This is a genomic window from Sphingomonas sp. Leaf37 (assembly GCF_920939475.1).
GTDB lineage: Bacteria > Pseudomonadota > Alphaproteobacteria > Sphingomonadales > Sphingomonadaceae > Sphingomonas.
Map to the genome: position 1 here is coordinate 532,224 of NZ_CAKLAX010000002.1, position 23,507 is coordinate 555,730.

Consider the following 23,507-nt stretch of genomic DNA (forward strand, 5'->3'; position numbering starts at 1 on the left):
CTGAAGCCGTACGGGAAACCCCAAAACGGCTCAGCCCGTTTCGTCTGCGGCCAGATGAGGCCGGAACGCGGTGAGCACGTCCTCATACAACCGCCGTTTGAACGGTACGATCATGGCCGGCAGGTCGGCCGGATCGCTCCAGCGCCAGGCGCGGAACTCCTGATGCGGGGTGGCGATATCGACATCGCCGTCTTCCCCAAGGAAGCGGAACAGGAACCAGCGCTGTCGCTGCCCGCGCCATTTGCCCTTCCACACCTTGCCGATCATATCCTCCGGCAGGTCATAGAGGAACTCGCCGGGCGCCTCGGCGATCAGCGCGACGTTATCGGCAGTTACACCGGTTTCCTCACTCAGTTCCCGGATCGCGGCGGTCAGCGCATCCTCGCCCGGATCGATCCCGCCCTGCGGCATCTGCCATGCCTCAAGCGTCGAATCCATGCGCTGGCCGACGAAGACCTTGCCGTCCTTGTTGACCAGCATGACGCCGGCGCAGGGGCGATAGGGCAGGCCGCTCATATCCCGGCCGCCTGCGCCATCACACGTGCGCCCTCGGCTTGCACGATGGCGTCCTTCAGCGCCGCCAGATAGCCGGCGACATCGCCGGCGCTCGACGGGATCGCCTTGCGCAGCGTCACGAAGCCATGGACGTTGCCCACCGCCTCCCGGAACACCACCGGCACGCCCGCCTGCACAAGGGCGGCGGCATAGGCACGCCCCTGATCCCGGATCGGATCGAGGCTCGCGGTGATGATGACGGCGGGGGGCAAACCGTTCATCCGTCCGATCAGCGGCGACCCCCGGCTGTTGGCGACATCGGCGGCATAGGCATCGGCGAACCACAACATCGTATCGCGCGTGAGCAGAAAGCCATCGGCGAATTCGTCGAACGAAGGATAGGGTTTCGACGTGTCGGCCGCCGGATAGATCGGCGCCTGGACGATCACCGGCACCGTCGCGGGGCGGTCGCGCAGGTCCATCGCCGCGACGATGGTCAACGTGCCGCCGGCGCTGTCCCCGCACAGCACCAGTCCCGTAACGATTCGATCGAGTTCCGCCGGACTGTCCCCGACCCACCGCGCCGCCGCCTCGCAATCGTCGGGTGCCGCGGGCCAGCGATGCTCGGGCGCCAGTCGGTAATCGACCGACACGACCGGCACGTCGAGCACCCGCGCCATTTCCGCACAGAAGCCTGCATGCGTATCGATATTGCCGATGACGAAGCCACCGCCGTGGAAGAAGACCACCGCCGGTCCCGGCTGGCGGCGCTCGCGTGCGTCGAACAGGCGGGCAGGGATCGCACCCGCCGGGCCGGGAATCGACAGGTCGCGGATGACAGCAAGTTCGCCGACCGGCAGATCGGCGACGTCCTTCATCGCATGATACACCTGCCGCGCCGCTTCCGGCGTCATCTGGTGGGTGCGCGGCCCCGGCATCGCGTTGAGGTAATCGAGAAATCCGCGGACGTCGGGACGGACGTAAGGCTGATCGGTCATGCGGCTTTCTCTCCATTGGCTTGGGCTACGCCGTTCGGGACCCTAATTAGGTGGCGTGATCGCGATCGTCCATCATCCCGCCTATGTCGCGCCCGCGCCGGCGCGCTCTACCTATCGCTGGAACAAGAACGGGCTGATCCGCGACCTGCTGCTCGCCCACGGCGACCGCGTGGCGTGGCATACGCCCGAGCCGATGCCGCTGGCGTGGCTGGAGGCGGTGCACGATCCGGATTACGTCGCCGAGGTGCTGGAAGCGCGCGTTCCCGCGATCAAGACCCGCCGGATCGGCTTTCCGGTGACACCCGAGGTCGCGGCGCGGGCGCAGGCGGTGCCGGGGGGAACGTGGCTGGCGGCGCGGCTGGCGCTGAAACTCGGTTTCGCCGCCAACACTGCAGGCGGCAGTCACCATGCGCTGGCCGATACCGGTGCCGGCTATTGCGTCTTCAACGATCTCGCCGTCGCCGCAGTGCGCCTGATCGAGGAGGGGACCGTCGATCGCCTCGCCGTCGTCGATTGCGACGTCCATCAGGGCGACGGCACCGCCGCATTGCTGGCCGGGCGTCCGGGGATCGCGACCTATTCGATCCATGCCGACAAGAACTTTCCCGTCCGCAAGGCGCGTTCGACCCTCGACGTGCCGCTGGCGGACGGACTGGCTGATGACGCTTATCTCGCGACGCTGGAAGCGACGTTGGTCCCGTTCCTTGCCGAACATCGTCCGCAGCTGATCCTGTATCAGGCGGGCGTCGATCCATTTGCCGGCGACCGGCTCGGACGATTGTCTTTGACGCTGGACGGCCTTGCACGCCGCGAACGCCTGATTGCGCGGATCGCGAACGGCATACCGCTCGCGAGCACCGTCGGTGGTGGCTATGGTGACGACGCGCTGGAGATCGCACAACGCCACGTTGCCGCGATCATCACACTGGGCGATGCGTTCGCGATGGCGTGAAGCCTTCCCCAATCTGCAAAGCTGCGGCATGAGCGCGCCCGACATGCCCGGGGACACAATACAGCAACGCGCGCTCGCGAGGACCTTCGACCGGTTTCTGGACCGGATCGATACCGGGCTGGCATCCGGCGGGATCGAGGCGCGATTGCCCGATGGAACGCATCGGCTGCTCGGCGGGCGCAAGCCCGGCCCGGTGCCGATCGTCACGCTGCACAGATGGCGAGCGCTGGTGCGGCTGGCGACGGGCGGTTCGGTCGGCTGGTATCGCGCCTGGGCGGACGGCGACTGGTCCAGCCCCGATCCGGTGCCCTTGTTCGACCTGTTCATGCGCAATCGGGTCGCGCTCGCCGGTACCGCACGGGCAGGGGGTCTGTCGAAGCTGCTGCTACGCGGCTGGCACGCATTGCGCCGAAACGATCGCGACGGTTCGCGCCGCAACATCGCCGAGCATTATGACCTGGGCAACGATTTCTACCGCGAATGGCTCGACCCGAGCCTCACCTATTCGAGCGGCATCTTCGATCCACGGGACACGCTGGAGATGGCGCAGGAGCGCAAGCTCGCCGCGATCCTCGACCGCACCGGGACCACGCCCGGCGACACCATTCTGGAGATCGGCTGCGGCTGGGGCTCCTTCGCCGCCACGGCAGCTGCCGGCGGGCGCAAGGTGCATGCGCTGACGCTGTCGACCGAGCAGAAAGCGGCGGTCGATGCGCGTCAGCTTCCCGGCGTTACCGTATCGCTGACCGACTATCGGGACGTCGCCGGCCGGTTCGATGCGATCGCCAGCATCGAGATGGTGGAGGCGGTGGGGCAGGCCTATTGGCCCGCGTATTGCGACACAATCGCGCGATTGTTGAAGCCGGGGGGGCGCGCCGCCATTCAGTATATCACCATCGCCGACGACGTGTTTGAACGCTATGCGCAGGGCGTCGATTTCATCCAGCGCTACGTCTTTCCCGGCGGCATGTTGTTGTCGGAGAGCCGGTTCCGGTCGCTGTGCGAGGCGCGCGGTCTGGTGTGGGCCGATCACCACAGCTTCGGGCTGGATTATGCCCAGACACTCCGCCACTGGCGCGAACGGTTCGACAATTCGGACAAGGCGGGGCGATTGCCGGAGCGGCTGGACGCCCGCTTTCGCGATCTCTGGCGATATTACCTGATGTACTGCGAGGGCGGCTTTCGCGGACGCGGCATCGACGTCGCGCAGGTGACGCTGATCAAGGGATGATGCCGCTCTTCCGGAAGGTGGCGATGTCCTGTGTTGCCAGATTCGCCGCCAGCCCGGAAATCACCCCACCCGTTCGCGATGGCCCGCAGCAAAACCCGCGATCGCCAGTGCGACGATCCTGTCCGCCACCGTCTCGGGCGGCTTGACCGACGCCGGGTCCTCGCCCGGATAAGCACGCGCGCGCATCTTGGTCCGCGTCGCGCCCGGATCGACGATCGCGGTACGGATGCCGCTGATCTCGCTGGTTTCGTCCCCATACGCGTCCAGCAGCGTCTCGAACGCCGCCTTCGACGCGCCATAGGCACCCCAATAAGCACGCGGATTGCGGCCGACGCTGGACGTCACGCCGATCACCTTGCCCGCCGCCGCCTTGCGCAGCATCGGGTCGAACGCCTGGATCATCGCGACCTGCGCGCTGACGTTGAGCGTCAGTACCTGCGCCAGTTCCTTGGGGTCGATCGCCGGCACCGCCGCGAGGCTTCCGAGCATGCCTGCGTTCAGCACCATCACGTCGAGCGCCTGCCAGCGCTCGCCTACCGCCGTTGCCAGCCGCGCGATGCTGTCGGTCTGCGTCAGGTCGAGCGGCGCGATCGTCGCCGATCCACCGGCATCGAAGATTAGCTCTTCTATGCTCTCCAGATCCTTCGCGGTCCGGGCGGTGAGCACGACATGCGCACCCGCCGCTCCCAGAGCGACGGCTGTAGCGGCGCCGATGCCGCGGCTCGCGCCGGTCACCAGCGCGAGTTGATTTGCAAGTGGCTTGGTCATGTGTGCGTCAGTTGACCCGTTCGGCGAGCATCGCGAACTGGTCGACCGCGACGCTGTCGTCCTGATCGGTCAGCGATGTCGGATAATCACCGGTAAAGCAGGCATCGCAATATTTCGGCCGGATATCGGCGCGCTTTGCCTCGCCAAGCGCCTTGTACAGGCCGTCGATCGAGACGAACGACAGGCTGTCGGCGTGGATGAAGTCGGTCATGCCGCCGACATCGTGCTTGGCGGCGAGCAGCTTGGCCCGCTCCGGCGTGTCGACGCCGTAGAAGCAGCTGTGCCGCGTCGGCGGGCTGGCGATGCGCATGTGCACCTCCGCCGCGCCGGCATCGCGCATCATCTGCACGATCTTGAGGCTGGTGGTGCCGCGCACGATTGAGTCGTCGACCAGGATGATCCGCTTGCCCTTGATCAGAGCGCGGTTGGCGTTGTGCTTCAGCTTGACGCCCAGATGGCGAACCTTGTCGCCCGGCTGGATGAACGTCCGACCGACGTAATGCGAGCGGATGATGCCGAGTTCGAACGGGATGCCGGATTGCTGCGCGTATCCAATGGCCGCCGGTACGCCCGAATCAGGCACCGGGATCACCAGATCGGCGTCGACCGGCGATTCGATCGCCAGCTGCGCGCCGATCTCCTTGCGGACGGTATAGACCGACTGGTCGCCCGCGATCGAATCGGGGCGGCTGAAATACACCCACTCGAAGATGCAGGGCCGCGGCGCCATCGGCGCGAACGGGCGGATCGAACGCACTTCGCCATTTTGCACGATCACCAGCTCGCCCGGTTCGACCTGCCGTTCGAAGGTCGCGCCGCATACGTCGAGCGCTACGGTCTCGGACGCGAAGATCACCGCGCCGTCCAGCTTGCCCATCACCAGCGGCCGGATGCCGAGCGGATCGCGACACGCGATCATACCCTCCGGCGTCATCACCACGAGGCTGTAGGCACCCTCGATCTGCTTCAGCGCATCGATGAAGCGGTCGAGCAGGGTGCGGTAATTGGATGTCGCGACCAGATGGATGATCGTCTCGGTATCGCTGGTCGACTGGAAGATCGACCCGCGCCGGATCAGCTCGCGGCGCAGCTTCATCGCGTTGGAGATGTTGCCGTTATGCGCGACCGCAAAGCCGCCGCTTGCCAGCTCGGCATAAAGCGGCTGGACGTTGCGCAGCGCCGTCTCGCCGGTCGTGGAATAGCGGACGTGGCCCACCGCGCACTCGCCGGGGAGCGACCGGATGACGTCGTCGCGATCGAAATTCCCCGCGACATGACCCATCGCGCGATGCGTGTGGAAGTGATGGCCGTCGAAGCTGCTGATGCCCGCAGCCTCCTGACCGCGGTGCTGGAGCGCGTGCAGGCCAAGCGCGACCAGCGCGGCGGCGCTGTCGCTACCGGATACGCCGAACACGCCGCACTCCTCGCGCAGCTTGTCATCATCGAAAGGGTGGGTCGTCAGCATGGTGGCGGGGGCTCACGTCGTGGCGGTGGCCATATAGGAACCCAAATCGCGTTTGTCGCCTGCCTGTAACGCGGAAAATCGAACCGATCCGCAAGTGCTGCGTTCTGGGCGCGGATGAGGAGACCGTCGCATGGCGAAGGATCACGGTGCGCAGATCAAGGACGACACGCTCTACGAAGAGCTGCGCAAGCAGGGCAATTCCAAGGAGAAAGCGGCGCGCATCGCCAATGCGAGGGCTAACGGCTCACTCGACCCCCGCGGTGACAGGCTGGAGGAGCGGACCAAGAAAGACCTGATGAAAGAAGCGCGCGAGATTGGCATCGAAGGCAGGTCCAGGATGAACAAGGCCGCGCTGGCAAAGGCGATCCGCGGGCATCGATAGCGTGTGGTCACCCCCGCCCGCGTCCGGGGGTGACGATCCCTATCTCGCCGACGGCGTCGCCACGGGAGCGGGGGTGGCGTCGCCCTTGCGTCGCACCCCGCCGAGCACTTCGACATCCTTCGCTACGGGTTTCGGTACGGGCATTGCGGTCAGCAGCACCTGCTGCTTCATGCACTCGCGCCGCTCCACCCGCTTCGTCTGCGCGCAATTCCACAGCATCTTGTCGATGCCGGCGTCGCGATCACGATAGTAACTGAACGTCATCGTCGCCACCTGTTCCGGCGCAAGCGGCAGGCTGGTCGGTGTCGCCGCCGCATCCGCCCATGCGGAATATTTGCACACGGCTCGCGCACCACAGGCACGGAGGGCGAGAGCGGGATACGTACCGGGGGCCGCACCGGCCGGCAGGGTGACGAGCAGGCTGTCCCCGTCGGCTCCGCCGGTCACCGGAACGCCTTCCGTTAGCGCCGGTTCGCCATCCACCAGCCCGAGCGCCGCCGACGCCTCGAACAGCGCCGCATCGGCATCCGCCAGCGCTACCGCGGTCTTGTGCGCGTCAGACAGGGGCGCGAGCTGCGCAATGACGGGTTCGGCCGAACTGACCGCGCGATTGAAGGCAGGCGGCGTGCCCCACCAGCCGGTCCAGCGGAAGAACAGATGACTGTGTACGGCGACGACCTTGTCGAGGCTGGCCTGCCAATACGGCACCACCCAGTCGGTATGGTAATGGGTCGCGTAGCCGACCGGTTTGTATACCGATCCGTCCAGCGCCAGCGTCGCGACATCGCGTGCCCGGCGCCATGCCTCGGCGGTCGGCGCCCACCGGGTCAGCGCATGGTCGCAGCTGAAGCTGAACTGACATCCGGTGCTCCGTTCCTGCCCTTCGAAGATCACGCCGCAGACGGTCTTCGGAAACGCCGGATGCCGCAGGCGGTTGAGCACGACCTGCGCCACCGCGCGCTCACCTTCGGCATCGTCGCCGGCCTCGTACAGGACCCCTGCCGCCATGCAGTCGAGCGCTCGCGCGCGATCTTCCTCGCTGCCGACGAAGCGAAACGGTCGCGCGGCAGGGTTCGGCAAGGCTGAAAAGGGGACGCCGGCGTTGAACGCCTTGGCATCCTCCGGCGACAGATCGACGAACTCGACCGGCTCCACCGGTGGCAGTTCGGCCGGGGGCACGACGCGCCGCTGCAACACGACGCGCGTGTGCGCCGGCTGCGGAATGACGGGCGGGTGGGTTACGACCAGCGCGGGAACAGCGACCGCGATCAGAGCGGTCGCCGACAGCACCGCGCGCAGCCACGTCGGGCTGCGCGCATCGGACATCATGCTCACTGTTCGGGCAGGAAGTCCGGAACCGACAGATAACGTTCGCCGGTGTCGTAGTTGAAGCCGAGAACGCGCACGTCATCGGGCAGGTCGGGCAGCTTCTGCAGGATCGCCGCCAGTGTCGCGCCTGACGAAATACCGACGAGGATGCCCTCTTCCGACGCCGATCGGCGCGCCATGTCCTTGGCGACCGCGGCGTCGACTTCGATCACACCGTCGAGCGCCTGCGTATGCAGGTTACGGGGTATGAATCCGGCACCGATACCCTGGATCGGGTGCGGACCGGGCTGGCCGCCGGCGATGACGGGCGAGGCGGCAGGTTCGACCGCGAACACCTTGAGGCTCGGCCAACTCTTCTTCAGCGTCTCGGCCACGCCGGTGATGTGGCCGCCGGTGCCGACGCCGGTGATGATCACGTCGATCGGCGAATCGCGGAAATCGTTCAGGATCTCCTGCGCGGTGGTGCGGACGTGGACGTCGATGTTCGCGCCATTCTCGAACTGTTGCGGCATCCAGGCGCCCGGCGTCTGATTGACCAGTTCGATCGCGCGCTCGATCGCGCCCTTCATGCCCTTCTCGCGCGGCGTCAGATCGAACGTCGCGCCATAGGCCAGCATCAGGCGGCGGCGTTCCAGCGACATCGACTCGGGCATGACGAGAACCAGCCTGTAGCCCTTCACCGCCGCGACCATCGCCAGGCCGACGCCGGTGTTGCCGCTGGTCGGCTCGATGATCGTGCCGCCGGGCTTGAGGTCGCCGTTCGCCTCCGCCGCCTCGACCATCGCCAGCGCGATGCGGTCCTTGATCGACCCGCCGGGGTTCGACCGTTCGGATTTGATCCACACTTCCGAATCGGGGAACAGCTTGGACACGCGGATGTGCGGCGTGTTGCCGATCGTCTCCAGGATGGTGTTGGCCTTCATGGCTTGGCTTCTCCGTGTTGGGGTTCGACCTGTAACATATCCGGCGGATCGAAGGTCCGTGCGCGCTTGAGTTCCGGAAACAGCCGCGCCCACAGCAGCGTGACCACGATTGCCGCCACACCGCCGAACGCGACCGCACCGACCGGCCCGAGCAGCGAGGCGAGCAGGCCGCTTTCGGCCTCGCCGAGTTCGTTGGATGCAGAGATGGTCAGCTGCGAAACCGCACTCACCCGCCCGCGCATCTCATCTGGCGTGTGCAACTGGATCAGCGACTGGCGGACGTACACCGATACCATGTCCGCCCCGCCCGCGACGATCAGCGCCGCGACGCTGAGCGGGAACGACGTCGACACGCCGAAGGTCAGGATGGCGAGCGCGAACACGATCACCGCGATCAGCATCTTGACGCCGACGTTGGAATTCATCGGTCGGAACGAGAACCAGACCGCCGTCACCGCCGCGCCGATCCCCATGCCCGCGGCGAGCAGACCCAGCCCCTGCGCTCCGACATGCAGGATGTCGCGGGCATAGATCGGCAGCAGCGCGGTCGCGCCCGCCAGCAGCACGACGAACAGGTCGAGCGTGATCGCCGCCAGCACCAGCCGGTTGTTACGGACATAGTTGAAGCCGTCGAGGATGCGCGCGAGCGGCCGCCGGTCCTTCTGCGCGGGCGGCTGCGGCACCGGGCCGATCGTGAACATCGTCACCAGCGCGACGAGGAACAAGGCCGTGATCGTGCCGTAGGCAACATCCGGATGGATCGCATAGAGCAGCCCGCCGACGCTCGGCCCGGCGATCGATCCCACCTGCCACGCGATCGAGGATATTGCGATCGCCGTCGGCAGGCTCTCGCGCGGCACCAGATTGGGGGCGAGCGCCGAATAGGCGGGGCCGGTGAAGGCGCGCGCGACGCCGATCAGCACCGCAGCGCCGAACAGGAAGGGCAGGGTGAGGTCACCCAGATACGTCAGCAGCCCCAGGATCGCCGCCACGATGGTGAGCAACGCCGTCGTTGCCCGCACGATCCAGCGACGGTCGACGCTGTCGGCGACGAGGCCGGTGATCGGCGTGAGCAGGAACAGCGGCACGAACTGCGCCGCACCGATCATCCCGAGCATGAAGGCGGCTTGCCGCACGTCCATCGTCTCGCGCGCCAGACCATAGACCTGCCAGCCGATGACGATGGCGAGCGCGGTCTGCGCGATCGTGCCGGACAGCCGTGATGCCCAATAGGCGCGGAAGTTCGGAATGCGGAACGGATGGGTGGCCATGTCGCGCGCAGCTTTGGCGCGGCCCGAGGGGAAGGGCAACACAGTTGGTCTTTCACCCCACCGTCGAAATCCTCCCGTGTAAGCGATGCGCCGATGCCGGACGCATCGCTCGCCGATCACCCCTCCCCCGCGAGGGGGAGGTGGCAGCACGAAGTGCCGACGGAAGGGGGGGTATGCGACGAACCCGCGCAAGAAGCGGAAGGTCGGAAACGCTACGTCACAGCCAGATTGACCCAGGGAATTGATGTTATCCCGAAACCCGGCCTATAGGCTCCCACACATCCCCAGGACCGTTGAGGTATTACGTGGCCAAATCGCCTGCTCCTCCCGCCGTACCGCTCACCAATCGCGAGCGCCCTGCCGATCCCAAGCCGTTCGAGGCGAACAAGGAGCAGTTGCTCGACTTCTACAAGCACATGCTGCTGATCCGCCGGTTCGAGGAAAAGGCGGGCCAGTTGTACGGCCTCGGCTTCATCGGCGGCTTCTGCCACCTGTATATCGGTCAGGAAGCGGTCGCGGTCGGCCTCCAGTCGGCGCTCGACGGCGACAAGGATTCGGTCATCACCGGATACCGCGACCACGGCCACATGCTCGCCTATGGCATCGATCCCAAGGTGATCATGGCCGAACTGACCGGCCGTGCCGCCGGCATCAGCCGCGGCAAGGGCGGGTCGATGCACATGTTCTCGACCGAACATAAGTTCTACGGCGGCCACGGCATCGTCGGCGCGCAGGTGTCGCTCGGCACCGGCCTCGCCTTCGGTCACAAGTACAGCAACGACGGCGGCGTCTGCCTCGCATACTTCGGCGACGGCGCGGCGAACCAGGGCCAGGTCTACGAGAGCTTTAACATGGCGGAGCTTTGGAAGCTCCCGATCATCTTCGTGATCGAGAACAACCAATACGCCATGGGCACGAGCGTGAACCGCGCATCGGCCGAGGACCAGCTGTATCGCCGCGGCGAAAGCTTCCGCATCCCCGGCATCCAGGTCGACGGCATGGACGTGCTGGCGTGCCGCGGTGCCGCCGAGGAGGCGCTCGCCTGGGTCCGCGCGGGCAAGGGGCCGGTCATCCTCGAGATGAAGACCTATCGCTACCGCGGCCATTCGATGTCCGACCCCGCCAAATATCGCAGCCGCGAGGAAGTGCAGGGCGTCCGCGACAAGTCCGACCCGATCGAGCACGTCAAGAAGCTGCTCGAAGCGCAGGGCGTCACCGAGGCCGACCTCAAGTCCATCGAACAGGAAATCCGCAAGACCGTGAACGAAGCCGCCGATTTCGCCGAAAGCACGCCCGAGCCAAACGAGGCTGAACTGTATACTGACGTGCTGGTGGAGAGCTACTGAGATGGCGATCGAGATCAAGATGCCCGCGCTCTCCCCGACGATGGAAGAGGGCACGCTTGCCAAGTGGCTGGTGAAGGAAGGCGACACCGTCAAGTCCGGCGACATCATGGCGGAAATCGAAACCGACAAGGCGACGATGGAATTCGAAGCCGTCGATGAAGGCACGATCGGCAAGATCGTCATCGCCGAGGGGACCGACAACGTGAAGGTCGGCGACGTCATCGCTATCCTGCTCGAAGAGGGCGAGAGCGCCGACGCGGCGTCGTCCGCTCCGGCTGCGACCAAGGACGACAGCCCCAAGGGCGACGCCAAGGCCGACGAGAACAAGCCCGCCGACAAGGTCGAAGACTCTGCGCACCCGGCGCAGGAAAAGGTCGAGACCGGCGCGCGCCAGCTGTTCGACGCCGCCAAGAACGACGGTGTGCAGGACCCGGCGATCCCCGAGGGCACCGAGATGGTGAAGACCACCGTCCGCGAAGCCCTGCGCGACGCGATGGCCGAGGAAATGCGCAAGGACGACCGCGTCTTCGTGATGGGCGAGGAAGTCGCGCAATATCAGGGCGCGTACAAGGTCACGCAGGGGCTGCTCGACGAGTTCGGCGATCGCCGCGTCATCGATACGCCGATCACCGAATACGGCTTTGCCGGCGTCGGCACCGGCGCGGCGATGGGCGGTCTGAAGCCGATCATTGAATTCATGACGTTCAACTTCGCCATGCAGGCGATTGACCACATCATCAATTCGGCGGCCAAGACCAACTACATGTCCGGCGGCCAGATGCGCTGCCCCATCGTGTTCCGCGGCCCGAACGGTGCGGCGAGCCGCGTCGGCGCGCAGCACAGCCAGAACTATGCGCCTTGGTATGCCAGCGTCCCGGGCCTGATCGTCATCGCGCCGTATGACGCGGCGGATGCCAAGGGCCTGCTGAAGGCGGCGATCCGTTCGGAAGACCCCGTCGTCTTCCTCGAAAACGAGCTGATGTACGGCCGTTCGTTCGAGGTGCCCAAGCTCGACGATTACGTCCTGCCGATCGGCAAGGCGCGGATCATGCGTCCGGGCAAGGACGTTACGCTGGTCAGCTATTCGATCGGCGTCGGCCTCGCGCTGGAAGCCGCCGAGACGCTGGCGGGCGAGGGTGTCGATGCGGAAGTCATCGACCTGCGCACGCTGCGTCCGCTTGACAAGCAGACCGTGCTCAAGAGCCTCGCCAAGACCAACCGCCTCGTCGTGGTCGAGGAAGGCTGGCCGACCTGTTCGATCGCATCGGAAATCACCGCGATCGTGATGGAAGAGGGCTTTGACGACCTCGACGCCCCTGTGTTGCGCGTGACCAACGAGAACGTACCGCTGCCTTACGCGGCGAACCTCGAGAAGAAGGCGCTGATCGACGCCAAGAAGATCGTCGCGACGGTCAAGAAGATCCTCTGACCCACCGGCCCGGTCGCTCCGCTATCGTGGGGCGGCCGGTTTCGTCTAGCGACGGGCCGCGGATGTACCATTCCACCGGTAACGGTGTGCGTCCGGCGTCGGCGATCAGCGAATGATCGTCGCCTGCTTGCTGGCCTGCGAAAAAAGCCTCTGCATCGCGGTATGAATCGACGGCCCGTCCGAGGCCTCGAAAAAATAGCCCGGAGACGCACAACGCTGCAACGCCGGTGCGATCTGCGGCGCGATTGGCTGGATCAGCTTGATATATTCGTCTCGCAGATTGGGATCGCTCGGGTTCAGCGGATTGGCCTTCGTCGGCAGGTAAGTAGTGTACACGATTCCAACGGTGATCCCCTTGGATTTGTACGCATCACATAGGGATGCATCGATCGGCGCGGTACAATGGCCATAGACACACTGCCACCATTCCGTATCCGTGACCCCGTCGGTCACCATGAAGAAGAACTTGCGCGCCCGCAGTTGGGACGTGCCGTCGTCAAATGCGGCGCTGGTCGCCTTGATGTAAGGCAGAATCGCGTTGGTCGCGACCGGCAGATCGGTATCGCCATAGCCGATTGCGCCGTCGTTGTCGCTCAGGGCAAGCGTTTTGACCTTGTTCTTCACATCGGTAAGATTGGTAGTCAGCCTGTAATATTCGTCCATGCCGATCGCCCAGCGGCCCTGGTTCTTGCCGATGCGATACAGGGCGAACTGATAGTTGTTATCGCCGCTCTGCCCGGCCTTTGCGGTGTCAATCATGTCCATGGTCGCATCGCGCAGCACATCAATGCGAAGCTTGATGTTGTTATTCTTGGCAACCTGTTCGTTGGAGATGCTGTCCAGCTTGCCGTCGTGCCACGAGCGCACGTGACAGCCGAACTGGCAGCTACGTCCGTTGACTTCACCCGTACGTTGCCAGAGCAGTCTGGCGTCGGCATCGGTCGCCGCCAGTCCCATCGACTGCGAGGTATCGAGTGCGAGATGGATATCAATGAAGGGCGCCTTCACGGTCTTGGCGGTCGCACCACCTTTCACGGTCAGGGTCGGCATGCCGAGTATGCCTGCAAAGCTGTTGTCGGACGTCCCTCGGAAGTCGATCGTCGCAACGCGCGACATCGGGATGACCCCGACGTCCAGTCCTGTGAGGCCGATCGTGGGGCAGACGAGCGTCGCCTCGGGCAGCGATGCGTAGGTATCGGTTATGGTGATCCTGACCTGCGCCAGAACCTGCGGGTTGAGCTGCAGGCCGGGCAGGCCGGTCGTCTGCGACACGAAGGTGCGCCGGGCGACGTCGCATGCCGTCAGGATCGGCTTCTGCATCATCGGCTGCGTCACCGCGGCCAGCGTGGCCGCGTCGGCGACGCTGGCGACCTTGGTCTCCAGCCGCATCGCCTGACTGTAATCGATCCCCATGCCGGTGGCGAAGGTCAGGGGAATCAGGGCAAATGCTGTGATCATCATGACGTTCGCCCGTCGCTCGCGCCATATGCGTGGAACGATACCAGTACGGGCGATCAGGCGACGCAGCGGATCAGCAGTCATTGCAGGGCACCGAATCTGAGTTGCGGGGACTCATGAACAGCGAGTCGGTCAGCGTCTTGCGCCCGACGATGCTGAAGCGGACGCCGGGATCGTAGGCGTAGTTGATCTCGCTCATCAGCAGATATGTGCCGTTGGTGCGCAACGTCCCCGGCAGCGTCACTACACTGCCGACGGCACGTGCCGCCGCGCCGTTGCGGCCCCGGCTCCATACGACGTTGGTCAAACCGGTATTGCTGGTGAACACCTCGGTCAGCCTGACCTGCGCGGATGCCTGACGATAGGGCGCCATGACCTGCGTCGAAGCGGCGAGCATCGCGTCGACATCGGCGGCGCTGACCTGTTTCGATCGAGTCCCGAGGTCGGCGATGGTTCGGTTGGCCAACCCGACCTTTCGTTTGCACGCGATCCCATCCGATAGCTGATACCCCCCCAGGAACAGCAGCAGCAGGACGGGGAAGACGAACGCGAACTCCGTCAGTGCGACACCTCGACTGTCGTCGGCGAGCCTAGGGCAAACACCGGCGGGGATGGCCGGGGCAATCACGAATATTGCTCCGTCTTGCTTACTGCCGTTGCGATCAGCAGCCGGCGCCCTCCGGACAACGTGCTGATGTCGTACCCCAACGTCACTGACGGCAATTGCCAGACGTAATACAGCTGTAGCGTGACGATCTCGCCCGGCGCCCCCATATTATAGGCCGTCGTGATCGATGGCGTGCCTGCGGCATTCGTCGTAACGGCCGGGGCGGCGATGCTTGCACTCGCGAAATCGACCGATCGGTCGACCGATACGAACAGGTTGGAACAGCGCATGTACCGCGGCAGCGTGGCGCAGACCTTCGCCTTGAATTGGTTCCGATCGAGCGCAGACCCTTGCGATGACCCGGTCAGCAACGAACGACCGGCGGTGACCGCAACCGTCTCTAGGCTTTGCTGTGCGAAATAGCTCAGGCTGGTCGCGAGAATTGCGAACAGGATCGCGAAGAACGGCAGTATCACGATGCCGAACTCGACGATGGTCGCTCCGGATCGATCGCGAACCAGCCGGCGGCGCGGCGCAATTCGGGGCCGGCGAGCGGCAGGCAGGTGAGTCAGGTCGGTCATGTTTCGACCAACGTTGTAATCTGGATCAGTATAGCATCGGTTAACGTCCATTCTCGACAGTGTTCGTGTACTGTTTGTAAAATGGTTATATCGTACCGATCCGGTATTGCTTCAGGTTGATCCGAGATGAGCGGCGTCGCACAGCCGCCGGGCCGTATCGTTCATGCCGGTGGAATTGGTCAGCGCCTGTCCGGCCCGATCGCGTACTGGAAACGTCTGGACCGCGCGCAATTCCCGATTGCCCATGAACATGCCCGCCACCAGCGGACTGTAGGTATAGCGAACCTCGGCCACGATCATCGCCCCGGCAGTGATGGGGATCGTGCCCGTCGTATCGGTCGCCGGGGTGCGGGTGCCGATGCCGAATTTTAGGGCGGCATTGGTCGCACCGGTGCCTTCGGTACCATAGGCCGATACCGCGTTCTTGGCGCCAAAGCAGCGCTGCCATGTGATCTTGTAGCCGGCATTGCTGTTGCCGCTGGCGATGCCGTTCGATTCGATGTCCGATATGATCACGCGTCCGCGTTCGCCGAACTTGATGCCGGTGCCGGAGAAACGCAGCCCGACCATCACCTCGTTGACGTCGGTCTCATCCATCGAGATGCGGACACGGGCCGCGTTGTCGGCGGCGAGCATCGCCATCTGGTTGATCCGCAGCGTCACCAGGGCGAGGTTTGCGGCTTCCGTCCCGGCAAGGCCAACGGTGGCGAGCAGGGGTAGGGCATAGGCGAACTCGATCATTGCGAGGCCCGTGCGCTCCCGCAGGAGCCGGCTCGCCATGGCGGCAACGAGGGTGGAAGCCAGCGATCTCACGAGCATCGGACTACCACCTGTTGCGCGCCATAGGGCTGGTTGCGGATCAGCGTCTTCGCAGTCGCGCTGGTTTCGCCGCTCCAGCCGACATATCGCCAGATCGGGAAGAGCCTCGGCACGTTGACCGACACTGTGTAGAAGACGATGTCGTCCGCCGTACCCAGATTGTCGCCACCGCCGCCGGTGGAATCGTAGCGGCCGTTACCGTTGCGATCCTCGTAGCAATCGGTCGCATTGTAGACCCCGACCGGTGCGGTATCCCCGGTGATTCGCTCACCTCCGCCGACCGCGGAAAAGTTAAAATAGCTTTGCGGTGTCACCGTAACGGCAGCAGGATCGGAGCGCGACGTGTTCGGAAGAACGCCGCGGACCTCGGTATTAATCAGCGCGACAATCTGATCGCGCGTACGGTTGCCGACTGTCGCCTTGCGCGCCGCCTTTTCCAGCGCGCCGGTCACGGTGGCCCGTACATAGCCCTGATAGCCGAGATCGAGCGACCCCATTACCAGTACCAGGAACGGCACCGCAACAAAGGCGAATTCGGGCAGCGCAGCACCGCGCCGCGATCCCCGCAGTCGGCCGAACAGCGCGCACACGATCCGAACGCCCATCATTGGGAGAGACGCAATCCGCCGATCGTCTGCGCGATCTGCTGGAACCGGGTGCGCAATTGCGCGGAATTGGACGACAACGACCAGTGTGCGGAGTCGCTGGCGCAATCCTGTAATTCTTGCGGCATGGTGCTGATGCCGAAGCCGACGACCCAGATGGTGAAGCCCTTGCCCTTCATCGCGTTGCAGATGATGCTTGTGCGCCTTTTGTGGATGTCGTTCAGGCTATCGTCGCTCGTCCCGGCCGGTGCGATGCGACCCTGCAGATTGTTGATGCCCCACGGATCGTTGGCACCGCCGCGGGTATCGAGCGCACCGTCGGTCATGAACACGATGTGCCGCGAGATCTGAAACCCGCCGGGCCCGGTGCTGTCCGCATTCGTGGCCGAGAAAATCCCGCTCTGCGACAGGAATCGCGCGCCCCAGATCAGGCCGATGTCATGATAAGTGCCGCCTACGGCGCTGAGCGAATCGACGTAGGTGTTGAAGGTCGGCGACGATTTGGTGCCGGCGACGTAGTCGGCCTGATACGGTGTCAGCGCCGATGCTTCACGCGGACAGGCAGCAAAGCCGTTGTCGATCCATTCGGCGTTGCGGCCCAGCCAATAGCCGTAATTGTCGAATTGCACGCCGGGCAGATACGGCTTCCAGCGCGTCTGCGTATCGTTCGGGATCAGGTCGATATTCAGGTCGTTCGCGCCGGACGGCACGCTCAGCGCCGACGACGCGGTGATCGTGTTGTCTGTACTGGCTTCCTCGATACAGCCGCTCCAGGTGGTGGTTTCGGGGGTGGTGGTGGAGTAGTAATAGCCGTTGTTGAGATTGGGTGTCGTATCAGGGGCATAGCCGGTCCAGTAAGTGGGATTGGGCGCGCTGGCGTTGCGGATGCCGTTCTGGACGATCTGGGCGACGTCGATGGCGCGCGGGACGTAGCGCCAGGACACGAACTTTTCGCGCTCGGTCCAGGTGGTCGGGGTCGTCGTCGCCGACTGTATCGTCCGGGTATAGGTGCCGTCGCGATGACGGATCTGACAGATCCCCTTCGCGCTGGTGCCCGATCCGGATGTGCGCAGCCACTGCATGTCGTTGTCGGCGACCCTGTGCTGTTCGACCGTCTGGTAGGTGCGGTTGCGGACCGTGTCCGGATAGGCCGGCGGGTTCTCGTCCGTCCGCAGGGACGTGTTCGTCGACGTCACGATGTCGCTGTCCGCCGGCACCTTCGCGCTGCATTGCGCGCTCGTCAGGTCGAAGAGCAGTGAATCTGTGACATAGGCGCCGTACACCGTAGCGGTGACGGAGGCCGACGTCTGGTTCTGGGTCGATTCCGTGCCATAGTTCGGGACGCGTTCGGTCAACGTCTGGGCGATGCGCGACCGGTAGGTCCACTCCTCCGACCCGTTGCCGCCGACGATGTACCCCGGGTTCAACCCGTAGACGATCTTGCCGACGTTGACGTTGCTGGAATAGGGCACGAAGCCATAGCGGATGCGCCCCGGCCCGCTCGCCGTTCCCGGCCCGAGCGCGGCATAGAAGTCCTTCACCGCCTGTTTGAGGCCCGATATCTTGCTCTGGATGTCGCCGAACGGAATCTGGTCCATCGACCCGGTAACGTCGAGCACGAACATGACGTCGGTGTTCGGGATGACCAACGTCGATTCGCACGACACGTTAAGCGTGACGGTGCTGTATCCGAACATCTTCATGATGGTCATCGGCACGGCGAGCGAGGCTGTGCCGACGACGGTGCCGACGGCGCCGCGCGCGTAGCTGGCCGTGGGCGTCCCGGCGGAATAGGTGTTGTTGGGGAAGTTGAACCGGAAATAGTTCAACGCCGTGGCACGCTCCGACGCGGACAGCGTGTTGACGTCGGCCATCGTCCGGCGTCCCGCCAGAGCGCCTGCGTCGCAGGCCTGCTGCAACCGGGTCTGGGTCATGTAGAGCCGGCTGAGATCGATCGCGCCGCCCAGCATCGCCATCATCGGCACCAGCGCGGCGGCCGACATCGCCAGAATGTTGCCTCGCCGGTCACGGCCCAGCCGACGCAGCACGACAGGTATGACCGATCCTGACATATTCGCGTCGTAACCCATTCTATCCCTTAACGATTCGCGCGCTTCGTCCGTGATCTCCCATGCGCGCCGGCTTGCCCACGCAGTCTCAAGAAATGTGCCTAACGTGGCAGTAAGCTTTGCCGGCGGCACCGCCGGACCACCTTGCGCCGCGCCGTCGTTCTTGGCAGCGGGTCGGAATGAGGGATGCCCGACCCACAGATCGCCAGCTCGCGATCGACCATGCGCCCGTCGATGTCCGGGCGGCGTTCGCGGCGCTGCTCGCGCTCGACGAACGGTTCGGCCAGATCGTGCGCGCGACGCGTGAACCGATGGTCGGCCAGATGCGACTGACGTGGTGGTATGAGGCGCTCGTCCGTCTGGACACGGCGCCCGCACCAGCCGAACCATTGCTTCGCGAACTGCAGGACCACGTCCTGCAGCACGGGATCGCCGGTGCGGAGCTGGCGGAACTGGTCGAGGGATGGGAGGCGTTGCTGGACCCCGTCGACGCGGAGGTGATCGATCGTCATGCGAATCTGCGCGGAGGGCGGCTGTTCGCGCTGGCGGGTCGCCTGATGCCGGGGGACGCGACGGCGCTGCACGAGGCCGGACGAGGCTGGGCGGCAGCCGATCTCGCCACGCATCTGACCCTGCCGGATGGCGTCGTCCATGCCGACGCACGTGCTACCGAAGCACTGAACCAAGCATTCTCAAAGTCTTGGCCAAGATCATCACGGGCGATCGGCACCCTTGCCCTGTTGCAACATCTTCGATTACGCGGGCTGACCGCGGTTCGTGGTTACGTCGCATTGACCCGGTTCTGGCTGGTCGGTCGCTGAACACTTGCCCGTGGCGGATTGATCGCTAGCCTGCACTTCGATGGAGGGCAGGGCGATGTGGCGATATTTGGCAGGCGGTGGTGCCGTATTGGCGGCGGGCGGTGCAGCGGTGATGATGATGACCAGTGGCGGTACGCCGTCGACCGCCATCCTGCCGCCCCGTCCGGATCAGGCCGTCCCGGCCAACACGCCGATAGCGGACGAGCGCGTGCCCGAGGCGTCGCCGGCCACGCGCGAGCAGAAGCGGTTCAACCGTTACGACAAGGATCGCGACACATCCGTCACGCGCGATGAATATCTCGCCGCGCGACGCAAGGCCTATGCGAAGCTGGATGTAGACGGCGACGGTCGGCTGAGCTTCGACGAATGGGCGGTCAAGGCAACCACGAAGTTCGCCGCCGCGGACCGCGACCGGTCCGGGGCGATGAATGCCGCCGAATTCGCGACCACCGCGGTCAAGCGGAAGCCAGCGTCTCGCCCGAAATGTCCTCCGCTACCGGCGGAAGAGGGGTGATCCAGTCGGCGAATGCGGCACGGGCGCGATCGGTATACATGCGCTTGCGGTCCGCCTTTTTCGTGCGCCCCTCGATCGGCGGCATCAGCCCGAAGTTGACGTTCATCGGCTGATACGTCTCCGCCACCGCTGCGCCGGTAATGTGGTGCAGCAGCGCGCCGAGCGCCGTCATGACCGGCGGCGGCGTCAGGGTTTCACCCGACAGCTCCGCAGCGGCGAAGCGGCCGGCCATCAGCCCGATCGCGGCGCTTTCGATATAGCCTTCGCAGCCGGTGATCTGGCCGGCGAACCGGATGTTCGGCTTGTTCTTCAGCCGCAGCGTAGGATCGAGTAGCTCGGGCGAGCGAATGAAGGTGTTGCGATGCAGTCCGCCGAGCCGGGCGAATTCCGCATTCTGCAAACCCGGTATCGTCCGGAATAGGCGAACCTGCTCCGCATGCTTCAGCTTGGTCTGGAAGCCGACGATGTTCCACAGGGTTCCTTGCGCATTGTCCTGGCGCAACTGCACGACCGCATAGGGCCAGCGGCCGGTGCGCGGATCGTCGAGGCCGACGGGCTTCATCGGGCCGTAGCGCAACGTATCGACGCCGCGTTCCGCCATGACCTCGATCGGCATGCAGCCTTCGAAATAGGGCGTGTCCTTTTCCCATTCCTTGAACTCGGTCTTCTCGCCACCGACCAGTCCCGCGTGGAAGGCGAGGTATTCGTCCTTGTTCATCGGGCAGTTGATGTAATCGTGGCCATCACCCTTGTTCCAGCGCGACTGGAACCACGCCGTGTCCATGTCGATGCTGTCACGATGCACGATCGGCGCGATCGCATCGAAGAAGGCGAGCGCATCGCTGCCGGTCGCGGCACCGATCGCGCCGGCCAGTCCCGATGCGGTCAGGGGGCCGGTCGCGACGATCGCGGGGCCGTCGGGCAGCGCGTCGATCCGCTCGCGCACGATCGTGATGTTCGGATGCGCTTCCAGCGCCGCGGTGACGCCCGCGGCGAAGCCGTCGCGATCGACCGCCAGCGCCGATCCCGCCGGCACCTTGTGCAGGTCGCCCTGCGTCATGATCAGCGATCCCAGTCGCCGCATTTCCTGATGCAACAGCCCGACCGCATTGCTTTCGGCATCGTCGGAGCGGAAGCTGTTCGAGCACACCAGTTCGGCCAGGCTGTCGGTATGATGCGCCGGTGTGCCTTCGCCGCTACCGCGCATTTCGGACAGGCGGACATGGAAACCGGCCTCGGCCAGCTGCCATGCGGCCTCCGACCCGGCGAGGCCGCCGCCGATGATGTGGATATTGTGCGTGGTCATAACGGATCGCCGTGTCGAGAAAAGGGAGAGGGGACTGCCGCCGCTATAACCGGGTAGCGGTATCGAACATACCCGCAGCGTTCATACCGGCAGCGTCGGCCCGGCAGCGTCGGCCCGGCGCCCGAACAAAATTCGACCCACCCAAATCAACCATCGCGAAATTAGTACCGTATTGTTTACCATTCCCACTTTAAGCCTCTTCGGAACAAGGGGTTATGAGAATGGTCAGGGGATTGGGCGGAGGTGTGGCCCGTATGCGTCGCGTCTGGCGCGATCGGCGGGGATCGGCGATCTCGATGATGGTGGCGGGGTTGATCCCCGGCATCGCCGCGCTGGGATCGGCGATCGATGCCGGCCGGGTCTATGTCGTCAAGTCGCAGTTGCAGGCAGGGGTCGATGCCGCGGCGCTGGCCGGCGCGCGCGCGTACGAACTGGACAACCCGACACCGGCGGGGCGGAATGCGCAGGCGCTCGCCTATTTCCGGGGCAATTTCCCCAACGGCTATATGGGCACGGCGAACCTGACCGTCACGCCCACGTTCGCGACGATCGCCGGGCGCAACAACACGACCGTCCGCGCGACCGCGACGGTGCCGATGTCGTTCATGCGCGCGTTCGGCTTTCAGCAGCAGACCGTCGCCGCGGTCGCGCGCGCCGAGATCCAGCCGCACCCGCTGGAGGTGATGATGGTGCTCGACAACACCGGATCGCTGAAGGCGAACCTGCCGAAGGATGTGAACAACGTCGTCAAGACGCGGATCACCGCGTTGAAGGACGCATCGAAAAGCTTCCTCGACGTGCTGTATCAGGGCGGCAACACCCGTGCCGATCTGGCGATGGGCTTCGTGATGTACGACATCACCGTCAACGTCGGCAAACTGCTGCCCAACTGGCAATCGCCGACCGTGGTGCGCCAGCAGTTCGGCTTCAACGACGTGTACATGACGGCCTATGGCGGCAGCTGGCCGAACAATCACCTCGCGTGGAAAGGCTGCGTCTTCAACGACGACAGCGTGAAGGACCTCAACAGTACGTTGACCTTCAAGGAAGACGGCGCGTGGGACATCGATCGCAGCTTGCCGGGGGAGGGCGCGCATCCGCCCGTCAGCCCGTATTTCATTCCGCCGATGTACGTGCCGGAAATGGAAGCCGGATCGGTGACTGCCGCAGATCGGGCAGCGGATAACGGAAAATACTACAAGGTCGCGAACATCGAACCCAACAACAACCTGTACCGGCTGGATGAGAATTATGCCGACTACATGCTGAACCTCGATGTTTATGCGAACAACTTCGCCAACAATCCCTACCGTCGCTGGATGTACATGATGTACATCGGGTTGAACGATGGTGCCGCCAGTGCCGGAAACGACGTCATCACGCGTATGGATGGCAGCTATTACGATCCCGCGGCCTCTCCATGGGATTTCAACACCCGCACGGGCACGCCGTTCAAGGTGAATTATTCCCGCATTCCGCGGTTCAATTCCGACTGGAAGGTCGCGACTGAATATACCGTCAATCCGCTTGGCGGCAGCACCAGCGACGGCAACAAGAACAAGACCGAATGGCCGTCGCCGAACTGGCAATGCCCGGAAGAGGCGGTGCCGGTGGGCTATGGCCGCGACAAGAGTTTCTACACCGGGATCATCGATAACAAGAATGCCGCCATCTATCCGGCGAACGGCACGCTGCATCACGCCGGCCTGTTGTGGGGGTATCGCCTGCTGGTCCGGGACGATGTGTTCCGCCGGACCAATCCAACGCGGGAGGCGCCGAAGCGGGCGCTGGTCTTCATGACCGATGGTGAAACCGCGCTGGGCGCCACCCAGAACGGGTATAACGACCGGACCTGGACGTTCTACGGCAATTATGCGGACAAGCCGATTTCCGCATCGATGGGAAATTTAACCAGCCAGTCGGAGCGCCGATTCTCCAAGACCTGCGCGTCGCTGCAGGCCGAACGCAATCCGCCGACGGTCTATATCGTCGCGCTGACGACGACGGACGCGAATACGCTGAGCATGTTCGAACGCTGTGCACCGGGCCACGTCTATCGCACGTCGGACGCGGCGACGCTGACCGCGGCCTTCAACGATATCGCGGCGGAGCTCGTCGACCTCCATCTGGTACAGTGA

The 23,507-nt window shown here is 64.7% G+C and carries 22 protein-coding genes; 8 read left to right on the top strand and 14 right to left on the bottom strand.

Going from position 1 to position 23,507, the window contains the following annotated elements:
* Nucleotides 1-30: 30 nt before the first annotated feature.
* Both LRA87_RS07955 and LRA87_RS07960 read right to left on the bottom strand, forming a co-directional pair.
* Nucleotides 31-516, bottom strand: coding sequence for an RNA pyrophosphohydrolase (locus LRA87_RS07955; protein ID WP_230630816.1), 486 nt, complete (start codon nt 514-516; stop codon nt 31-33).
* On the bottom strand, nt 513-1,493 hold the full coding sequence (locus LRA87_RS07960) for an alpha/beta hydrolase (protein WP_230630817.1): 981 nt from the start codon (nt 1,491-1,493) through the stop codon (nt 513-515). The genes LRA87_RS07955 and LRA87_RS07960 overlap by 4 nt, the downstream gene beginning before the upstream one ends.
* A 55-nt stretch (nt 1,494-1,548) precedes the next feature.
* Between LRA87_RS07960 and LRA87_RS07965 the strand changes: the two genes are divergently transcribed.
* Complete coding sequence (locus LRA87_RS07965) at nt 1,549-2,445, top strand: histone deacetylase family protein (protein ID WP_230630818.1); 897 nt, start codon at nt 1,549-1,551, stop codon at nt 2,443-2,445.
* A gap of 28 nt (nt 2,446-2,473) precedes the next feature.
* On the top strand, nt 2,474-3,676 hold the full coding sequence (locus tag LRA87_RS07970; protein ID WP_443024863.1) for a class I SAM-dependent methyltransferase: 1,203 nt from the start codon (nt 2,474-2,476) through the stop codon (nt 3,674-3,676).
* Between the two features lie 60 nt (nt 3,677-3,736).
* Here LRA87_RS07970 and LRA87_RS07975 read toward each other — a convergent pair whose 3' ends face one another.
* Both LRA87_RS07975 and purF read right to left on the bottom strand, forming a co-directional pair.
* Entirely contained in the window at nt 3,737-4,444 is a 708-nt protein-coding gene (locus tag LRA87_RS07975; protein ID WP_230630819.1) for an SDR family NAD(P)-dependent oxidoreductase, read from the bottom strand.
* A 7-nt stretch (nt 4,445-4,451) separates the two neighbouring features.
* Nucleotides 4,452-5,909, bottom strand: a complete 1,458-nt coding sequence (gene purF, locus LRA87_RS07980) for an amidophosphoribosyltransferase (RefSeq protein ID WP_230630821.1) — start codon at nt 5,907-5,909, stop codon at nt 4,452-4,454.
* A 130-nt stretch (nt 5,910-6,039) separates the two neighbouring features.
* On the opposite strand from purF, the gene LRA87_RS07985 reads away from it, so the two are divergent.
* On the top strand, nt 6,040-6,291 hold the full coding sequence (locus tag LRA87_RS07985; protein WP_230630823.1) for a DUF7218 family protein: 252 nt from the start codon (nt 6,040-6,042) through the stop codon (nt 6,289-6,291).
* 39 nt (nt 6,292-6,330) lie between these two features.
* On the opposite strand, the gene LRA87_RS07990 is transcribed toward LRA87_RS07985, so the two are convergent.
* From LRA87_RS07990 to LRA87_RS08000, 3 genes are read right to left on the bottom strand one after another with little or no spacing between them, the layout of a single operon-like run.
* A complete protein-coding gene (locus LRA87_RS07990) occupies nt 6,331-7,617 on the bottom strand; it encodes a cell wall hydrolase (RefSeq protein WP_443024864.1) in 1,287 nt (428 codons plus the stop codon).
* Between the two features lie 5 nt (nt 7,618-7,622).
* Entirely contained in the window at nt 7,623-8,543 is a 921-nt protein-coding gene (cysK, locus tag LRA87_RS07995; protein WP_230630825.1) for a cysteine synthase A, read from the bottom strand.
* On the bottom strand, nt 8,540-9,814 hold the full coding sequence (locus LRA87_RS08000) for an MFS transporter (protein ID WP_230630827.1): 1,275 nt from the start codon (nt 9,812-9,814) through the stop codon (nt 8,540-8,542). Before LRA87_RS08000 ends, cysK begins: the two co-directional genes overlap by 4 nt.
* Before the next feature lie 305 nt (nt 9,815-10,119).
* On the opposite strand from LRA87_RS08000, the gene pdhA reads away from it, so the two are divergent.
* Entirely contained in the window at nt 10,120-11,160 is a 1,041-nt protein-coding gene (pdhA, locus tag LRA87_RS08005) for a pyruvate dehydrogenase (acetyl-transferring) E1 component subunit alpha (protein ID WP_230630829.1), read from the top strand.
* Between the two features lies 1 nt (nt 11,161).
* Nucleotides 11,162-12,589 carry a pyruvate dehydrogenase complex E1 component subunit beta gene (locus tag LRA87_RS08010; RefSeq protein ID WP_230630831.1) on the top strand — a complete coding sequence of 476 codons (1,428 nt, stop codon included), beginning with the start codon at nt 11,162-11,164 and terminating at the stop codon, nt 12,587-12,589.
* 105 nt (nt 12,590-12,694) lie between these two features.
* On the opposite strand, the gene LRA87_RS08015 is transcribed toward LRA87_RS08010, so the two are convergent.
* The 6 genes from LRA87_RS08015 to LRA87_RS08040 form a co-directional block, all read right to left on the bottom strand.
* Complete coding sequence (locus LRA87_RS08015) at nt 12,695-14,050, bottom strand: Tad domain-containing protein (RefSeq protein ID WP_230630833.1); 1,356 nt, start codon at nt 14,048-14,050, stop codon at nt 12,695-12,697.
* A 70-nt stretch (nt 14,051-14,120) separates the two neighbouring features.
* The gene (locus LRA87_RS08020) at nt 14,121-14,675 is read right to left on the bottom strand and encodes a pilus assembly protein (protein WP_230630835.1); all 555 of its coding nucleotides are present in this window, start codon (nt 14,673-14,675) and stop codon (nt 14,121-14,123) included.
* Nucleotides 14,672-15,235: a TadE/TadG family type IV pilus assembly protein gene (locus tag LRA87_RS08025; protein ID WP_230630837.1), complete on the bottom strand. Its 564-nt coding sequence runs from the start codon at nt 15,233-15,235 to the stop codon at nt 14,672-14,674. The genes LRA87_RS08020 and LRA87_RS08025 overlap by 4 nt, the downstream gene beginning before the upstream one ends.
* 111 nt (nt 15,236-15,346) lie before the next feature.
* The gene (locus tag LRA87_RS08030; RefSeq protein WP_230630839.1) at nt 15,347-16,015 is read right to left on the bottom strand and encodes a TadE/TadG family type IV pilus assembly protein; all 669 of its coding nucleotides are present in this window, start codon (nt 16,013-16,015) and stop codon (nt 15,347-15,349) included.
* 29 nt (nt 16,016-16,044) lie between these two features.
* On the bottom strand, nt 16,045-16,662 hold the full coding sequence (locus LRA87_RS08035; protein WP_230630841.1) for a TadE/TadG family type IV pilus assembly protein: 618 nt from the start codon (nt 16,660-16,662) through the stop codon (nt 16,045-16,047).
* Nucleotides 16,659-18,749, bottom strand: coding sequence for a TadE/TadG family type IV pilus assembly protein (locus LRA87_RS08040; RefSeq protein ID WP_230630843.1), 2,091 nt, complete (start codon nt 18,747-18,749; stop codon nt 16,659-16,661). The genes LRA87_RS08035 and LRA87_RS08040 overlap by 4 nt, the downstream gene beginning before the upstream one ends.
* A gap of 158 nt (nt 18,750-18,907) precedes the next feature.
* Here LRA87_RS08040 and LRA87_RS08045 point away from each other — a divergent pair, with 158 nt between their 5' ends.
* Nucleotides 18,908-19,549: a squalene/phytoene synthase family protein gene (locus LRA87_RS08045; protein ID WP_230630845.1), complete on the top strand. Its 642-nt coding sequence runs from the start codon at nt 18,908-18,910 to the stop codon at nt 19,547-19,549.
* Nucleotides 19,550-19,604: 55 nt separating this feature from the next.
* The gene (locus LRA87_RS08050; RefSeq protein ID WP_230630847.1) at nt 19,605-20,063 is read left to right on the top strand and encodes an EF-hand domain-containing protein; all 459 of its coding nucleotides are present in this window, start codon (nt 19,605-19,607) and stop codon (nt 20,061-20,063) included.
* Here the strand turns inward: LRA87_RS08050 and trmFO are convergent.
* Nucleotides 20,005-21,369, bottom strand: a complete 1,365-nt coding sequence (gene trmFO, locus LRA87_RS08055; protein ID WP_230630849.1) for a methylenetetrahydrofolate--tRNA-(uracil(54)-C(5))-methyltransferase (FADH(2)-oxidizing) TrmFO — start codon at nt 21,367-21,369, stop codon at nt 20,005-20,007. The two genes, LRA87_RS08050 and trmFO, sit on opposite strands and share 59 nt — an antisense overlap.
* Before the next feature lie 254 nt (nt 21,370-21,623).
* Between trmFO and LRA87_RS08060 the strand changes: the two genes are divergently transcribed.
* On the top strand, nt 21,624-23,507 hold the full coding sequence (locus LRA87_RS08060; RefSeq protein WP_230630851.1) for a pilus assembly protein TadG-related protein: 1,884 nt from the start codon (nt 21,624-21,626) through the stop codon (nt 23,505-23,507).

Coding starts and splice junctions, on each gene's coding strand:
- LRA87_RS07955 (WP_230630816.1), bottom strand. CDS start 516: ATGAGCGGCCTGCCCTATCGCCCCTGCGCCGGCGTCATGCTGGTCAAC.
- LRA87_RS07960 (WP_230630817.1), bottom strand. CDS start 1,493: ATGACCGATCAGCCTTACGTCCGTCCCGACGTCCGCGGATTTCTCGAT.
- LRA87_RS07970 (WP_443024863.1), top strand. CDS start 2,474: ATGAGCGCGCCCGACATGCCCGGGGACACAATACAGCAACGCGCGCTC.
- LRA87_RS07975 (WP_230630819.1), bottom strand. CDS start 4,444: ATGACCAAGCCACTTGCAAATCAACTCGCGCTGGTGACCGGCGCGAGC.
- purF (WP_230630821.1), bottom strand. CDS start 5,909: ATGCTGACGACCCACCCTTTCGATGATGACAAGCTGCGCGAGGAGTGC.
- LRA87_RS07985 (WP_230630823.1), top strand. CDS start 6,040: ATGGCGAAGGATCACGGTGCGCAGATCAAGGACGACACGCTCTACGAA.
- LRA87_RS07990 (WP_443024864.1), bottom strand. CDS start 7,617: ATGTCCGATGCGCGCAGCCCGACGTGGCTGCGCGCGGTGCTGTCGGCG.
- cysK (WP_230630825.1), bottom strand. CDS start 8,543: ATGAAGGCCAACACCATCCTGGAGACGATCGGCAACACGCCGCACATC.
- LRA87_RS08000 (WP_230630827.1), bottom strand. CDS start 9,814: ATGGCCACCCATCCGTTCCGCATTCCGAACTTCCGCGCCTATTGGGCA.
- LRA87_RS08010 (WP_230630831.1), top strand. CDS start 11,162: ATGGCGATCGAGATCAAGATGCCCGCGCTCTCCCCGACGATGGAAGAG.
- LRA87_RS08015 (WP_230630833.1), bottom strand. CDS start 14,050: ATGATGATCACAGCATTTGCCCTGATTCCCCTGACCTTCGCCACCGGC.
- LRA87_RS08025 (WP_230630837.1), bottom strand. CDS start 15,235: ATGACCGACCTGACTCACCTGCCTGCCGCTCGCCGGCCCCGAATTGCG.
- LRA87_RS08030 (WP_230630839.1), bottom strand. CDS start 16,015: ATGGCGAGCCGGCTCCTGCGGGAGCGCACGGGCCTCGCAATGATCGAG.
- LRA87_RS08035 (WP_230630841.1), bottom strand. CDS start 16,662: ATGATGGGCGTTCGGATCGTGTGCGCGCTGTTCGGCCGACTGCGGGGA.
- LRA87_RS08040 (WP_230630843.1), bottom strand. CDS start 18,749: ATGGGTTACGACGCGAATATGTCAGGATCGGTCATACCTGTCGTGCTG.
- LRA87_RS08045 (WP_230630845.1), top strand. CDS start 18,908: ATGAGGGATGCCCGACCCACAGATCGCCAGCTCGCGATCGACCATGCG.
- LRA87_RS08050 (WP_230630847.1), top strand. CDS start 19,605: ATGTGGCGATATTTGGCAGGCGGTGGTGCCGTATTGGCGGCGGGCGGT.
- trmFO (WP_230630849.1), bottom strand. CDS start 21,369: ATGACCACGCACAATATCCACATCATCGGCGGCGGCCTCGCCGGGTCG.
- LRA87_RS08060 (WP_230630851.1), top strand. CDS start 21,624: ATGCGTCGCGTCTGGCGCGATCGGCGGGGATCGGCGATCTCGATGATG.